Source organism: Plantactinospora sp. CNZ321 (assembly GCF_004217235.1).
Genome location: NZ_SHKQ01000001.1, coordinates 7525343 through 7539474, shown reverse-complemented (window position 1 = coordinate 7539474; position 14132 = coordinate 7525343). Strand labels below are relative to the sequence as shown.

Genomic DNA, 14132 nt, shown 5'->3' with positions numbered 1-14132 from the left:
TGCTTGGCCAGCCTTGTCGCGAGCTCTGGTCAGGCCCGGTATCGCAGTGATACCGGGCCTGACCTGCATTCACTCTGGTCGGCACTCGCTCGGTGCGGGTTGGGTCGACCGTCGGTGCTCATGGGCGCGTCGTTCGAGGTAGGCAGCAACCTCGTCCGCCCGGGTCTTACGTCCGAGCCAGCGACTCAGGTTCGACTTCTGTGGCGCGGGAGCCACCACTCGGCTGCCGTCAGTGCAGGTGATGGTGATCCCGTCATAGCCCGGATCACACCTGACGATCACGGACCACGGGATGCGGACCGTACGCCACCGGCTGCGCAGGATCACTCCTTGTGGACCCACGGACGTCCGAGGACGGAATGTCTGCTGCCACATCGAGAGTCCCAAGACCCCGAAAGGCACCGCGACAGCGAGCGGCGCGCGCAGATCGCCTTCGGGTGCAGCAGCCGCGTAGGCGACGAACACCATCACCCCTGCGGCCATACCGCCGAGCACCAGTCCGGCAAAAATCCTCAACCCGACGCCCAGCCGCCACACCTGCACTTCGTCCAAGTCGATCGGCAATCCCGGCCCCAATCTGTCCAACGCGAACGCGGCCAGCACACATCGACCCCCGTCCGCGAACACCCGTGGCACCATCATGGTCCAGCACCTTGACCTTGACCGACAGTCCGACATTGATCCGCCGCTGCGGCCCGCCGTACAGGTCCGGCGCTCGGACCCTGACGGGGCTTTGGGAGGCTGCCCTAGCGGTCCGCCGGGCACTGGCCACCGGCTCTCCCGTGCCGGTGCTGGACCGCCTGTTGAAGGCCCCGGCGGTAGGCCGATGGGAGAGGAATCCTCAAGATCTTCTCCCAGATTTCTCCCAAGGCGACCCGGGAGACGAGTCAGGGCCGGTCTCATAAACAACGAGACCGGCCCTGAACTGCACTTACTCTGGTCGGGGTGGCCGGATTCGAACCGACGACCTCTTCGTCCCGAACGAAGCGCGCTACCAAGCTGCGCCACACCCCGAGGCGTGCCGAGCAATAGTAGCCCACCCGTCCTCTCGGGCAAATTCGGTATCCCGCCCGGTGCGTCCCGCTCACACCGGGTCTGGGCAGCGGCAGGTCAGCGCGGAATCAGGGTCAACAGCGACGCCTCCGGCCGGCAGGCGAACCGTACCGGGGCGGTGGGGTGGGTGCCGAGGCCGGCGGAGACGTGCAGCCAGGCGTCCGTCTCCGGCCAGCGGTGCAGGCCTCGGGCCATCGACCGGGGCAGGTCGCAGTTGGTGGTCAGCGCGCCGACCAGCGGGACCCGGACCTGTCCGCCGTGGGTGTGGCCGGCGAGCAGCAGGGTGAAGCCGTCGGCGGCCATCTCGTCCAGTACCCGGGGCTCGGGCGAGTGGGTGACCCCGATGGCGAGGTCGGCCTCTGCCGGGACCTGCCCGGCGACCGAGGCGTAGTCGTCCCGTTCGATGTGCGGGTCGTCGACCCCGACCAGCTCGATCTGCCGGCCGCCGGCCTTGATCGACGTACGGGCGTTGTTCAGGTCCGCCCAGCCGGCACCGACCAGTACCTCCCGCAGGTCCTCGGCAGGCAGTTCGACGCCCTGCACGTACTCCCGGTCGGGCAGCAGGTAGCTGAACGGGTTCTTCCAGACCGGTCCTCGGTAGTCGTTGGAGCCGAACACGAAGGCGCCGGGGTAGTCGAGCATCGGTTGCAGCGCCCGCAGCGCCCCGGGTACCGCGTCCGGGTGCGCCAGGTTGTCCCCGGTCACCACCACCAGGTCCGGGTCGGTGGCGGCCAGCGAGGCGACCCAGGCCTGCTTGCGGCGCTGGTCCGGCATCATGTGCAGGTCCGACAGGTGCAGGATGCGCAGCGGTTCGGCGTCGGTGGCGAGCACGGGTACGTCGTACCGGCGCAGGGTGAACATGTTGCGCTCGACGAGCGAGGCGTACGCCAGGGCGGCGCCGCCCGCGAGGACGGTCCCGGCAGCCAGGCGGAATACTGTGCGCTTCTGCATGCGGATCAGGGTAGTTTGACCGTCCATGGGTACCCTGAAGGACCTCCTGACCACGGACATGCGTACCGCGCTGAAGGCTCGGGACGAGCTGACCACCTCGACCCTGCGGATGGCGCTGGCGGCCGTCGGCACCGCCGAGGTCGCCGGCAAGGAGAAGCGGGAGCTCTCCGACTCCGAGGTGCTGGCGGTGCTCACCCGGGAGGCGAAGAAGCGACGCGAGGCGGCGGCCGCCTTCGGCGACGCCGGGCGGACCGAGCAGGCGGAGCGGGAGCGGGCCGAGGGCGAGGTGCTGGACCGGTACCTGCCGAAGCAGCTTACCGACGAGGAGGTGGCCGAGCTGGTGACGGGCGCGCTGGCCGCCGGCGGGTTCACCGAGCGCGGCCAGATGGGCCCGGCGATGAAGGCGGCCCAAGCCGCGGTGGCGGGCCGGGCCGAGGGCGGTCGGGTGGCCGCGGAGGTACGTCGGCAGCTCGGCGTCGCCTGACGGCCGGGTCAGCCTGCACGCGCGACGGGCGGGCATCCCAGCGATGGGATGCCCGCCCGTCGTCGTCGTGACTGCGTGGCGTGGCGTCGGGCCGTGGCCTGGGCCGCTACCGACCGCTCAGCGGCGGCCGGGTGGCCGGGGGCCGCGCGGTCCACCCGGTCCGCCCGGCGGGTCGTCGCTGGCCGGAGCCTTGCCGTTGCTGACCTCGATGCTCACCGCCCCACCCTTGATGGTCCGACCCTCGGGGCTGGTACCGGCCGCCGTGCCGGCCGGGCAGCTGGAGTCGACCTGGCCGCCCACCTCGGCGTCGAAGCCGGCACCCTTGATTCTGGAGAGGGCGGTCTGGATCGGCTGGCACTTGACGTTCGGGATGCTCCGCTGGTCACCGTTGACGATCTTGCCGCCCGGCGGGGTGAACTGGATCGCGGGTTTGCCCTTCATCGCGTCCCGGAGCGTCTGGTAGACGGCGTGGTTGACGCCGCCCGGGTCGTTGTGCCTCATGTTCTGCGTGGTCTCGGCCCAGTCCGGGTCGGCGAGGATGCCGGCGACCGCGAGCTGCTTCGTCATCACGACCAGCGAGGCGCTCTTCTCGCCGTCGGTGGTGCCGCTCTTGCCGGCGACCGGCTTGCCGACGGCGCCGCGCACGTTGCGGGCGGTGGCGCCCTTGCACCGGGAGGTGGAGGAGCGGTCGCCGACCGGGCAGCGGGCGGCGTCCACGGCGGCCCGGGCCACCTCGGTCTTGATCGTCTGCGAGCACTGCGGGTTGGCGATGTCGAGCTTGTTGCCCTCCTGGTCCCGGATCAGCTGCACCGGGATCGGCTTGCAGTACTTGCCGTCGGCGGCCAGCGTGGCGTACGCGTTGGCCAGCTCCAGCGGGGTTGTCTGGGAGACACCGAGGGTGAAGGCGCCCCAGCCGTTCGCGAGCTGCTTGGTGGAGGCGAAGTGCGCGTCGTTACTGGCCCGGAACGTGATGCCCATCCGCTTGGCGGCGTCGACGACCTTGGCCGCGCCGACCCGCTCCTGCAGCGGCACGAAGTAGGTGTTCACCGACGAGCCGAACGCGCTCCACATGTTGTGCACGCCGGCCATGCTCTTGCTGGCGTTCTGCGGGCAGTACTTGTTGGTGCCCGGGCAGGCGGCGTCTGAGCCGTACTCGACGATGTACTTCGTCTGGGCCACCTGCTTGGCGTTGATCGTGGTCTCCAGCGGGTAGCCGTTCTCCAGAGCCGCCACCACGGTGAAGATCTTGAAGGTAGAGCCGGCCTGGTAGCCGGTGATGTCGCCACCGCCGGTCAGCAACGGGTTGGTGGTGTTCGGGTACGTACCCCGGATCTTCTTCTTCCTCTTCGCCGGGTTCGTGCTGAGCTTGTTCTGCGGCTTCTTCGGGTCGTCGAGCTTGTAGTTCCGGTTCACCGCCAGCGCGCGGACCCGCCCGGTGCCGGGCTCGATCGCCGCCACCATCATGGCTTCCTTCTTGCCCGTCTTGACGTTGCGCTCGACGGCGTCCTTGGCGGCCTTCTGCGTCTTGGCGTCCAGGGTGGTGACGATGGTGTAGCCACCGCTCTTGAGCCGCCGCTCCCGGTCGTACTGGGTACGGCCGAAGGTCTCCTGCTGCATCCACCAGCGGTAGAAGTAGTCGCAGAAGAAGCCCCAGTCGTTCTTGCCGACGTCGACGCAGCCGTTCGGGGTGCGCTTGTCCTTGACCACCAGCTTGATCGCCTTGGCCTTGTCGGCCTCTTCCCGGGTGATTGCCTTGGTCTCGACCATCTGGTCGAGCACCCAGTTGCGCCGGTTGACCGCCTCCGGGTAGCCGCTCTTGGTGGTCGGGTCGTTCTCCGAGGGGGCCTTGACCATCCCGGCCAGCATCGCCGCCTCCTGGAGCTTCAGGTTCTTCGGGTGCTTGCCGAAGTACACCTGGCTGGCCGCGAAGATGCCGTACGCGCCGTTGCCGAACGGGGCGATGTTGAGGTAGCCCTCCAGGATCTCGTCCTTGGTCAGGTCGCCGTCGAGCTGCATGGCGTACCGCATCTCGCGCAGCTTCCGGGCGCTGGTGTCCTCAGTGGCTGCCACGACGTCCTGCGGGTGCGTCGCCGAGTAGGCGATGGATAGCCGGACGTACTGCATGGTGAGCGTGGAGGCACCCTGGGTGGTGACCCCGGCCTGGTTGTTCGCCACGAACGCCCGGGCGACGCCGTTGATGTCGACGCCGTTGTGCTCGTAGAAGCGCTTGTCCTCGGCGGCGATCAGTGCCTGCGCCATCACCGGCGCGACGTCCTTGAGCGGCACGTCGCGGCGGTTCTCGTCGTACATGGTGGCGAGCGGGGTCTTGCCGTCGGAGGCGTAGAGGTAGCTGATCTGCGGCGCCTTCTTGACGGTCAGCTCGGTGGGCAGCTTGTCGAACGTCTCCGCGCCGGCTTTGGCGGCCAGGCCGGACATCGCCACTGCGGGGAACGCGGCCGCGGCAACCACCACGCCGGCCAGCAGCCCACAGATCAGCAGCGACGCGGCGTTGGTGAAGACATTGTGGTCACGCTTCCGCATCCAGGTCACCTCGACAGGGTACGTGAGTCGACACAGAGGTCGCGCCCTGCGTACTTTCCCCATTTCCTGCGGGCGCTGGCCTCGTTGTGTTAAACGCACGACCCCTGGTGCGCGGTTGCGGGCTCCTCGCTGCAGAGTCTCCTCCCTCCGGGAAGTCTCCGCAGCGTTTTCGCTGATCGCGGCCGGGTAGTCAGGGCCGGATTGCCGGATGAAGCGTCAAGGAATGTCCGGGTTGACGGATTTGGCTGACAACGTTGCGTAATCAGTTGACTACAGAGCATGATGGTCGAGCGAGAGAAACGCATGTCGTCCGTGATGCCCGGGGGAGGGCAGCACGGGTGGCCGGGGGGTTATCGCCGGCTGACCGGCTCTGGTCGGTAGCGGGACTGCAAGGGGGGACAGGAGCAGATGGGCATGATCACAGATTGGCCCACGTTGGCGGCGTGTCAGAACGGTGATCCTGACGCGCTGTTCGTGCAGGGTGCCGAACAGAACGTGGCGAAGCGGATCTGCCGCAGCTGCCCGGTGCGGTACGAGTGCCTGGCCGACGCACTCGACAACCGCATCGAGTTCGGCGTGTGGGGTGGCATGACCGAGCGGGAACGCCGGGCGCTGCTGCGTCGTCACCCGCAGGTGGCGAGCTGGCGCAAGATGTTCGAGGCGGCCTTGAAGAACAAGGACAAGGTACTGGTCAACGCCGGCTGATCGCGGCACCGATCGTGCGCAGCCCGTCGACGTCGTGCACGTCGGCGGGCTGAGCCGTCACCGCCACCGCCGGTACCGCCGGAAAGGCGTCGGTGAAGACCCGGGCGACCCGCCGCTCCCGCGCCGCCTGCTGGGCGAGCGCGGCATGGGCCAGCAGGGTCTCCACGGTCGCCTCGTGCCCACCGAGCCGCACCAGCCGCTCGGCCGCGGCCAGGCTCTCGGCGGCGGTCGGCCGCTCCACGGCGGGCCGATGCACCCGATTCAGCACCAGGCCGGCCAGCGGCATCCGTTCCTGGCTCAGCCGGCCCGCGAAGTACGCCGCCTCGCGGACCGCGTCCGGCTCCGGCACCGCGACCAGCAGGAACGCCGTCTCCCGTGCCTGGAGGACCCGGTACGTCTGCTCGGCGCGCTGCCGGAAACCCCCGAACATCGAGTCGAGGGCCGCCACGAAGCCGGACAGATCAGTGAGCAACTGGGCGCCGAGCACCTTCTGCACCACCCGGGAGAACATCCCGAACGAGGCGGTGACCAGGCTGAACATGCTCCGCCCACCACTGCGGGCCGGAGCCAGCAGCAGCCGCAGCATCCGCCCGTCCAGAAACCGGGAGAGCCGCGCCGGCGCGTCGAGGAAGTCCAGCGCGGACCGGGACGGCGGGGTGTCGACCACGATCAGGTCCCACTCGTCCCGGGCGTGCAACTGGCCCAGCTTCTCCATCGCCATGTATTCCTGGGTGCCGGCGAAGGTGGAACTCATCGCCTGGTAGAACGGGTTGGCGAAGATCTCCGCCGCCTTCGCCGGATCGGTGTGCGCGAGCACCACGTCGTCGAAGGTCCGCTTCATGTCCAGCATCATGGCGTGCAGCTCGCCGCCGCTCGCCTCGATGTCGATCCCCTTGACCTGCCGAGGGGTGTTGTCCAGCTCGTTCAGCCCGAGCGACTGGGCCAGCCGCCGGGCCGGGTCGATGGTCAACACCACCGTACGCCGGCCGTGTCGCTCGGCCGCCCGGAGCGCGAGGGCGGCGGCCGTGGTGGTCTTGCCCACCCCGCCCGAGCCGCAGCAGACCACGATCCGAACGCCGGGATCGGCGAGGATCTGGTCGATGTCCAGCTCCGGTGCTGGGTGATCGGGACGCACCAACCGAGCGTATCGGGACAGTGCCGCCCTGGCGGCGTGGTGGCACTCAGGTGTGAGTCAATCGGCGCTGCGGGGTAAGGGAGGGCCCCCTGTTATCGCTTTCTGGTGCATAAGGGGCCCTTTCTGACACCTCAGGCGGCGGCCAGCAGCGTGTCGGCGATCAGGTCCAGACCGGTCCGGTCCACTCCTTCGGCCAGCAGCGGCAACTCGACCAGGGGCAGCCCGAGCTCGAGCAGGTCGGCCCGGAGCGACTCCTCCAGGTCACGTCGGATGAGCTGGTCGCGGGCCTCGGCGTGCAGGCCCGCCACGGTCGTCCGGTCGGTCGGCAGGCCGGCGGCCTCCAGCCCTCGGCGCAGCTCCGCCTGGGTGACCCTGCCGGCCAGCAGCGGCGGGCGGGTCGCGTTCAGGATCAGCCGCCCGACCGGGATCCGCAGGTTGTTCAGGTCCGCGATCGCGTCGATGGTCTCCTGGACCGGCATCTCCTCCAGCAGCGTGACCACGTGTACGGCGGTCATCGGCGAGCGGAGCAGCGCCGCCACTCCCTCGCTCTGGGTCTTGATCGGGCCGACCTTGGCCAACCGGGCGGTCTCGGCGGTGACGTTCAGGAACCGGCCGATCCGTCCGGTCGGCGGGGCGTCCAGCACCACCGCGTCGTACACCCGGCGCTTGCCGGCCGTGCGGGTGGTGGCCTCCTTGACCTTGCCGGTGAGCAGTACGTCCCGCAGCCCCGGCGCGATCGTGGTGGCGAAGTCGATCGCGCCGAGCTTGCGCAGCGCCCGGCCGGCCGCCCCGAGCTTGTAGAACATGTCGAGATATTCGAGGAGCGCCTCCTCGGAGTCGACGGCCAGGGCGCGCACCTCGCCGCCGCCGCGCGCGGTGGCGATCGTCCGTTCCTCGTACGGCAGCGGGTCGGTGCCGAAGAGTTGGGCGATGCCCTGCCGGCTCTCCACCTCGACCAGCAGGGTACGGCGGCCACCGCTCGCCAGCGCCAACGCCAGCGCGGCGGCGACCGTCGTCTTGCCGGTCCCGCCCTTACCGGTGATCACGTGCAGCCGGGCCGGCCACCGGGCACTCGCCCGGTCGGCGTCCGCCCGGTCGCCCGACTCCTCGCCCGCTCGCACCCTTCGAGCCTAACCAGCCCGGCACCCGACCAGCCCGGCCGGTCAGATGACGTCGCAGACCCACCACCCGGTCTCCCGTACCACCACGAAGGTCAACTGCTGGTCCGTCGACCGCTCGTCGCCGGTCGTCATGGTCAGTTTGGTCGACACCAGAGCGCGCTCCCCGGCCTGCTCGTCGACCTTCGGCGTGGACCAGCGGAACCGGGCGGTGTCGTACCGTCCGGCGGATTCCGCCACCTCCTTGATCTTGGCGGCGATCCGGTCAGCGTCCCGGGCGGCCGGGCAGACCAGGCTGGCCGCCCGCGCGGCGTCCTGCTCGCTGTAGACCGCCGTCAGGAACTCGTCCACGGCCACGACCGGATCGGCGGCCCCCTCGCCCCGCTCCGCACCGCGGATCACCAGGACGGCCGCGATCCCACCGACCACGCATAGCAGCAGTGTCGCGGCCAGCGCGATCGACGCGACGATCAGCCCGCGCCGCGTCCTCGGCGGCGCGGCGAAACCGGCCGCCGGGTAACCGGGCGGTGCCGGATAACCCGGAGGTGCCGGATAACCGGGTACGGCGGGACCCGGCCCCGGCTGGCCGAGGTGGTGGCTGGCCGGCCCTGGTTGTTCCGGCCCTGGTTGTCCCGGTTCCGGTTGTCCCGGTTCCCGTGGCTCGGGCTGCGGGCTCGCGTCGAGTGGTTCGGGCTGCGTGGCCGCGTCGCGGGGCTCGGTGTCCGGAGGTGAGGCGGTGGACCCGGTCTGCGGCGAGGGCTCGGCCGGCGGGCGGGTTTCGTCGCCGTCGGACGGTTGCCTCATGTTCTCCCCAATCCCGCAGGCCTCGGTCCGGCGGTGAAGGTACCGGCCGGCGGGTCGGGAGGGCTGGCGTGGTCGGTGGCTGTGCCGGCGGAGCGGTGGCGGACCCGCCCCGGCAGGGTATCCCGGCGGGGCGTATCGGGGCAGCCACGGTCCGGCGTGGACGGGACCCTGTGCCCCACGGATCGGGAGGCGTACGCGTACGGCCGTGGCCGCAGCCCGTAGGCTGTCGCCGACAAGCCTGAGACGAGGAGACCCAAGCGATGCAGAAGTGGGAGTACGCCACGGTGCCGCTGCTCACGCACGCCACCAAGCAGATTCTCGACAACTGGGGCGAGGACGGCTGGGAACTGGTGGCGGTGATACCTGGCCCGAACCCGGAGCAGCTCGTCGCGTACCTCAAGCGGGCCAAGTCGTGACGGCTGGGCCACACGGCAAACTCGCCGAGTTGGGTCTCGTACTGCCCGAGGTGGTGCCGCCGCTGGCCGCGTACGTGCCGGCCGTCCAGTCCGGCCGCCAGGTCTACGTCTCCGGCCAGTTGCCGTTGCGCGACGGCAAACTGCTGGCGACCGGCAAGGTCGGCGGCGGCGTCTCGGCCGAGCAGGCGAAGGACCTGGCCGCGCAGTGCGCGCTCAACGCCCTGGCCGCGATCGACGCGCTGGTGGGTCTGGAGAGCGTCGTCAAGATCGTCAAGCTGACCGGCTTCGTGGCCTCCGCCGACGGGTTCACCGGGCAGCCCGGGGTGGTCAACGGCGCATCGGAGCTCTTCGGCACCGTCTTCGGGGAGGCGGGCCGGCACGCCCGCAGCGCGGTCGGGGTCGCCGAACTCCCGCTGGGCGCACCGGTCGAGGTCGAGGTCGTCGTCGAGGTGGCCTGAGCGCCTACCGTCCTCCCGGATCCTGGGCGCTTTCGAGCCGGAAGGGCGGTTGAGACCGGCAGGTCACGCTGCCCTCGCCCCCGGGTCGTACCATCGCAGCCATGACCGGGCACGTGACCGCGCCGGCCGCGGCGTTGGCTGACCAGCTGCCGAGCTGGGCGACGCTGGTCCGTGCTCCGAACCCGGGGCCGATGACCCTGGACGGCACCAACACCTGGGTCCTGGGCGCACCGGGCGCGGGTGAGGTGCTCGTGGTGGACCCCGGTCCGCTCGACGAGGGCCACCTGGCCGCCGTCGCCGCGCACGGGCCGGTCGCCGGGGTGCTGGTCACGCACGGCCACCCCGACCACACCGAGGGGCTGGACCGGTTCCTGGAGCTGACCGGCGCCGAGCCGCTGACCCTGCGCCGTGGGTGGTCGGAGATGGAGCTGGCCGGCCTGCGGATCCGGCTGCTGGTCACTCCCGGGCACACCGCCGACTCGCTCTGTTTTCTCGTGGAGGGCGGCGGCGAGCGGGCCGTCCTCACCGGCGACACCATCCTCGGCCGGGGCACCACGATCGTCGCGCACCCAGACGGCGACCTGGGGAACTATCTCCAGAGCCTGGCAGGGCTGGCCGAGTTCTCCGGGATTCCGGCGCTGCCCGGGCACGGCCCGCCGCTGGCCGACTGCGCCGCCGCCGCCCGGTTCTACCTGGCCCACCGGCGGGCCCGGCTCGACCAGGTCCGCACGGCGCGCAGCCAGGGGGCGCGCACCGCCGCCGAGGTGGTGGCGGTGGTCTACGCGGACGTGGACCGGTCGCTCTGGCCGGCGGCCGAATGGTCCGTTCGGGCTCAGCTCGCCTATCTCGATCAAGAGAACCGGGAATCCGGCCCGGGGGCCGGTGGGTTGGAACATCCGTGACCTGCCCGGTGTGTGGAACAGTCGCCGTACCCGGTGCGCGGTTCTGCCACAACTGCGGAGTCGCGCTGCCGGCTGCCGCGACCCTGCCTGAGGCGGAGCGCCGGGTGGTAACGGTCCTCTTCGGCGATCTGTCCGACTTCACCTCCTGGTCCGAGGATCTTGATCCGGAACGGGTAAGCACGGTCACCGACCGGGTCCTCGCCGCGCTCGCCGGTGCGGTCAAGACCTTCGGCGGGCACGTCGACAAGCTGACCGGCGACGGGATCATGGCCGTCTTCGGTGCGCCCGTCGCACACGAGGACGACGCCGAGCGGGCCGTCCGGGCGGCGCTCTCCATGCAGCGCGCCGTACGCCGGGTCCTCGACGACGAGCAGGGCGGCGGCGCGCCGCTCGGGCTGCGGGTCGGGCTCAACACCGGTGACGTGGTCGCCGGCATCCAGGCGTCGATCGAGTACACCGTCATCGGCGACACCGTGAACACCGCCGCCCGGCTCGCCGACGCCGCCGCGATCGGCGCCGTCTACGCCGGTGCCCGGACCGCCGCGGCCACCCGGCGGGTCGCCTCCTGGCGGCAGCTCCGGCCGCTGCGGCTGAAGGGCAAGCGGGAACCGGTCGAGGCGTACGAGCTGCTGGGCCTGCTGGACGCGCCGGGTACCCGCTCCGGGCTCGGTGACGAGGCGCCCTTCGTCGGCCGGGAGACCGAGATCGGCCGGGTCGCCGGTCGGCTCGCCGAGGTGATCGACCAGGGGCAGCCCCGGGTGCTGCTGATGACCGCCGAGGCGGGGATCGGCAAGTCCCGGTTCGCCGCCGAGGTGGAACGGCTGGCCGCCGGGTACGACGTCGGCGCCGGCCGGTACGCGACGCACACCGGCGCCCGGGTGCTCTCGGTGAGGTGCGCGGCGTTCGGCGAGCGCCGCCGGCTCGCCCCACTGGCCGACCTGGTCCGGGCGGCGGTCGGCCTGCCCGACGGCCCGGCCACCGCCGTCACCCGCCCGGTGGTCGAGGAGCGGCTGCGCCGGCTCGGCCAGCGGCTGTCCCGCTACCGGCCGGACCCGCCGCCGGTCGCCGTGGACCTCCTGCTCGCCCTGCTGGGCTACGCCGAGCTGCCTCCACCGAACGGCACCGTGCCGGCGGGTCCCGCCGAGTGGTCGGCGGGCGACCCCGGCCCGGACGCCGACGCGATCCCGGCCGCCGTCGCCGAGCTGCTCAGCGCGCTCGCCGCCGAGAGCCCGCTCGCGGTCATCGTCGACGACCTGCACGACGCCACCCCGGAGACCACCGATGCGCTCGGCGTGACGCTGTCCCGGCTGACCGGACCGGTGCTGGTACTGCTGCTGGGCCGCCCCGAGCTGGTCCGCACCGCCGGTGCGCTGACCCGGGTGGCCGACGCCGAGGTGCACGCCCTGCCGCCGCTGCGTGGTGCGGACACCGCCCGGCTGCTGACCGCCTACCTGGGTGGGGGGCGGCTGCCCCAGGCCGACGTGGACCGGCTGCTCGCCACCGCCCAGGGCAACCCGTACTACCTGGCCGAGCTGGTCACCCTGCTGATGGAGCGGGGCGCGCTGACCACCGTGCGGGACCGGGCACCGGCCAGGAGGCCCGGCGGGGCGACTGCCGCAGGGGCTCGGACGTCCGCCGGGGCGACCGGCGCAGCGGCCCGGACGTCCGGCATGGTGACCGCACCGGCCCCGGGGTCCGGCGAGCCGACCGCCGCAGCGGTTCGGACGTCCGGCACGGTGACCGCACCGGCCCGGCCGCCCGGCGGGCCGACCGTCGGACCGCTGACCGGTGTCGTCAGCTCCGCCGGGCGGACCGGCGCGTCCGGGACCGGTGACCCCGGTGGACGGGGCGGCGGGCCGGTCGGCGCGGACAACGGCCAGGGAGCCGCACTGACGTCCATCCCGGCCGCCGGTGCCGGGGGCTCCGGCACCTGGCGGCTGGCGCCGGGTTCGCTGAGCAGCCGGCTGCTTTCCCGGGACCTCGCCGCCGTACTGGCGGCCCGGATCGACGCGCTGCCGCCCGACGCCCGGGCGGCGCTGCGGGACGCCGCCGTGGTCGGCGACACGGTGCCGGCGGGTGCGCTGGAGGCGCTGCGCGAGCGGCGGGCCGGGCGCGAGGGGCGGCCGACCGCCGTCGTCGCGGTCGAACTGGAGCGGGCCGTCGAGGAACTGCTCCAGCGCCGGATGCTGCACCGCAACCGGGACGGTTACATCTTCGCCACCCCACTGATGCGGGAGGCCGTCTACGCCGGCATCGGCAAGGCCGACCTCGCCGACCGGCACGCCGCGCTCGCCGAGTGGGCCGCGCCGCCGCAGCCGGGCACCGGTCCGGGCGAGGCGGTCCGGGCCGGCATCGGGGCGAGCGGGCTGCCGGTCGCGGAACGCGACGCCTTCATCGCCGAGCATGCCGAGCGGGCCAGCGCGCTCGCCGACGTGATCAGCCTGCGCTCCGACGCGACCGCCCGGAACGTGGCGCCGCTCGGCATGGCCGCGCTGGGCCGCTCCGCCCGCCGGGCACTCGCCGCCGGGGAACCGGCACAGGCCGTCGAGTACGCCGAGCGGGCCGGCCGGCTCGCCGGAGAGTCGGTACCCGGTGGGGACCGGCTGGTGCACGCCCGCGCCCTGCTCCAGGTGGGGCGGATCGCCGAGGCGCTCGCCTTGGCCGAGAAGACCGGGGCGAACGCCGGGGACGACCCCGCCGTACGGGCCGGGGCGCTGCTCGTCGTCGGGCAGGCGTACCTGGCCCAGGGCGACCAGGTGCGGGCGGTGCACTCCTGGCAGGAGGCACTGCAGGTGGCCACCCGGGCCAACCTGCCGGGACAGCGCGCGTCGGCGATGCGCCGGCTGGGGATGGCCGACTTCGTCAATGGCCGGCTGAGCCAGGCCAGCAGCCGGTTCGCCGGGGCGTACCAGGTCAACCTGGATGCCGACGATCCCCGGGGCCAGGCGTGGTCACTCCAGAACCTGGCCTGGGTCACCACCACCCGGGGCGACTTCCCCGGCACGGATGCCGTACTGGACCGGGCGGCCCGGCTCTTCGCCGAGATCGACGACCCGGTGGGCCGGGCCTGGCTGCGCGGCACCACCGCGTTCGCCCGGCTGCTCGCCGGCCGACTCGGCGAGGCGCGCCGGCTGGCCCAGGTCTTCCTGCCGTTCGGCGAGCGGGTCAGCGAGGCGTGGGCGGTGGGTACGCTGCGCGCCGTGGAGGCGTTCGCCGCTGCCGAGCTGGGCGAACTCGCCGACGCCGACCGCGAGGCGCGGCGGGCGTACCGGGACTTCGCCGCCGCCTCCGACGACTGGGGCCGGGGGTTCGCCCTCGTCGTACGCGGTGCGGTGGCGCGCGGCGTCGGCGAGCCGGAGCACGCCACCGACCTGCTCACCGACGCGCTCGGCTACGGCCGGCGTACCTCGCATCCGCTGCTCACCGGGCTCGCCGGCACGCTGCGCGGGTTCGTGGCGCTGGACCGGGGCGACGTCGCGGCGGCGGAGCGGGACGCCGAGGCGGTGCTGGCGGCGGTGGAGCCGCACAGCCCGCTCGCGCCGACCCAGCTCGGTCCCCGGATGTT

At 72.2% G+C, this 14132-nt stretch carries 11 protein-coding genes, 1 tRNA gene and 1 pseudogene; 6 read left to right on the top strand and 7 right to left on the bottom strand.

Features of this window, described 5'->3' with window-relative positions; all coding sequences use genetic code 11:
- Positions 1-69: 69 nt before the first annotated feature.
- The 3 genes from EV371_RS32810 to EV371_RS32795 all read right to left on the bottom strand — a co-directional run bounded on the left by EV371_RS32810 (position 70) and on the right by EV371_RS32795 (position 2004).
- A complete protein-coding gene (locus EV371_RS32810; RefSeq protein ID WP_165436894.1) occupies positions 70-642 on the bottom strand; it encodes a PH domain-containing protein in 573 nt (190 codons plus the stop codon).
- Positions 643-937: 295 nt separating this feature from the next.
- Positions 938-1014, bottom strand: a tRNA-Pro gene (locus EV371_RS32800).
- Between the two features lie 96 nt (positions 1015-1110).
- Positions 1111-2004 (bottom strand): metallophosphoesterase, encoded by an 894-nt coding sequence (locus EV371_RS32795; RefSeq protein ID WP_130465468.1) that lies wholly within the window; start codon positions 2002-2004, stop codon positions 1111-1113.
- A 25-nt stretch (positions 2005-2029) separates the two neighbouring features.
- On the opposite strand from EV371_RS32795, the gene EV371_RS32790 reads away from it, so the two are divergent.
- Positions 2030-2488, top strand: coding sequence for a GatB/YqeY domain-containing protein (locus tag EV371_RS32790; RefSeq protein WP_130465467.1), 459 nt, complete (start codon positions 2030-2032; stop codon positions 2486-2488).
- A 117-nt stretch (positions 2489-2605) separates the two neighbouring features.
- Here the strand turns inward: EV371_RS32790 and EV371_RS32785 are convergent, their stop codons facing one another.
- A complete protein-coding gene (locus EV371_RS32785) occupies positions 2606-5029 on the bottom strand; it encodes a transglycosylase domain-containing protein (RefSeq protein ID WP_130465466.1) in 2424 nt (807 codons plus the stop codon).
- Between the two features lie 408 nt (positions 5030-5437).
- Between EV371_RS32785 and EV371_RS32780 the strand changes: the two genes are divergently transcribed.
- Positions 5438-5734, top strand: a complete 297-nt coding sequence (locus tag EV371_RS32780; protein ID WP_101369108.1) for a WhiB family transcriptional regulator — start codon at positions 5438-5440, stop codon at positions 5732-5734.
- Here the strand turns inward: EV371_RS32780 and bagB are convergent.
- From bagB to EV371_RS32765, 3 genes are all read right to left on the bottom strand, one after another.
- Positions 5721-6869, bottom strand: coding sequence for an ArsA family ATPase (gene bagB / locus EV371_RS32775; protein WP_486484889.1), 1149 nt, complete (start codon positions 6867-6869; stop codon positions 5721-5723). The genes EV371_RS32780 and bagB overlap by 14 nt on opposite strands.
- A 131-nt stretch (positions 6870-7000) precedes the next feature.
- Entirely contained in the window at positions 7001-7990 is a 990-nt protein-coding gene (bagA, locus tag EV371_RS32770) for an ATPase BagA (RefSeq protein ID WP_130465464.1), read from the bottom strand.
- 42 nt (positions 7991-8032) lie between these two features.
- Positions 8033-8791, bottom strand: a complete 759-nt coding sequence (locus EV371_RS32765; RefSeq protein ID WP_130465463.1) for an Rv0361 family membrane protein — start codon at positions 8789-8791, stop codon at positions 8033-8035.
- 260 nt (positions 8792-9051) lie between these two features.
- On the opposite strand from EV371_RS32765, the gene sp36 reads away from it, so the two are divergent.
- The 4 genes and pseudogenes from sp36 to EV371_RS32745 all read left to right on the top strand — a co-directional run.
- A complete protein-coding gene (sp36, locus tag EV371_RS32760) occupies positions 9052-9207 on the top strand; it encodes a Sp36 family protein (protein WP_130465462.1) in 156 nt (51 codons plus the stop codon).
- Positions 9204-9665 carry an Atu1372/SO_1960 family protein gene (locus EV371_RS32755; protein WP_130465461.1) on the top strand — a complete coding sequence of 154 codons (462 nt, stop codon included), beginning with the start codon at positions 9204-9206 and terminating at the stop codon, positions 9663-9665. The genes sp36 and EV371_RS32755 overlap by 4 nt, the downstream gene beginning before the upstream one ends.
- Positions 9666-9766: 101 nt before the next feature.
- Positions 9767-10567, top strand: a complete 801-nt coding sequence (locus tag EV371_RS32750) for an MBL fold metallo-hydrolase (protein ID WP_130465460.1) — start codon at positions 9767-9769, stop codon at positions 10565-10567.
- Positions 10564-12135, top strand: a pseudogene (locus tag EV371_RS32745) (adenylate/guanylate cyclase domain-containing protein); the annotation flags it as partial. The gene EV371_RS32750 and the pseudogene EV371_RS32745, both read left to right, overlap by 4 nt.
- Positions 12136-14132: the final 1997 nt, after the last annotated feature.

What these genes read in the sequence shown, in the direction of transcription:
- EV371_RS32785 (WP_130465466.1), bottom strand. Translation starts at nt 5,029, where the DNA reads ATGCGGAAGCGTGACCACAATGTCTTCACCAACGCCGCGTCGCTGCTG.
- EV371_RS32790 (WP_130465467.1), top strand. Translation starts at nt 2,030, where the DNA reads ATGGGTACCCTGAAGGACCTCCTGACCACGGACATGCGTACCGCGCTG.
- EV371_RS32750 (WP_130465460.1), top strand. Translation starts at nt 9,767, where the DNA reads ATGACCGGGCACGTGACCGCGCCGGCCGCGGCGTTGGCTGACCAGCTG.
- sp36 (WP_130465462.1), top strand. Translation starts at nt 9,052, where the DNA reads ATGCAGAAGTGGGAGTACGCCACGGTGCCGCTGCTCACGCACGCCACC.
- EV371_RS32780 (WP_101369108.1), top strand. Translation starts at nt 5,438, where the DNA reads ATGGGCATGATCACAGATTGGCCCACGTTGGCGGCGTGTCAGAACGGT.
- EV371_RS32810 (WP_165436894.1), bottom strand. Translation starts at nt 642, where the DNA reads ATGATGGTGCCACGGGTGTTCGCGGACGGGGGTCGATGTGTGCTGGCC.
- EV371_RS32765 (WP_130465463.1), bottom strand. Translation starts at nt 8,791, where the DNA reads ATGAGGCAACCGTCCGACGGCGACGAAACCCGCCCGCCGGCCGAGCCC.
- EV371_RS32795 (WP_130465468.1), bottom strand. Translation starts at nt 2,004, where the DNA reads ATGCAGAAGCGCACAGTATTCCGCCTGGCTGCCGGGACCGTCCTCGCG.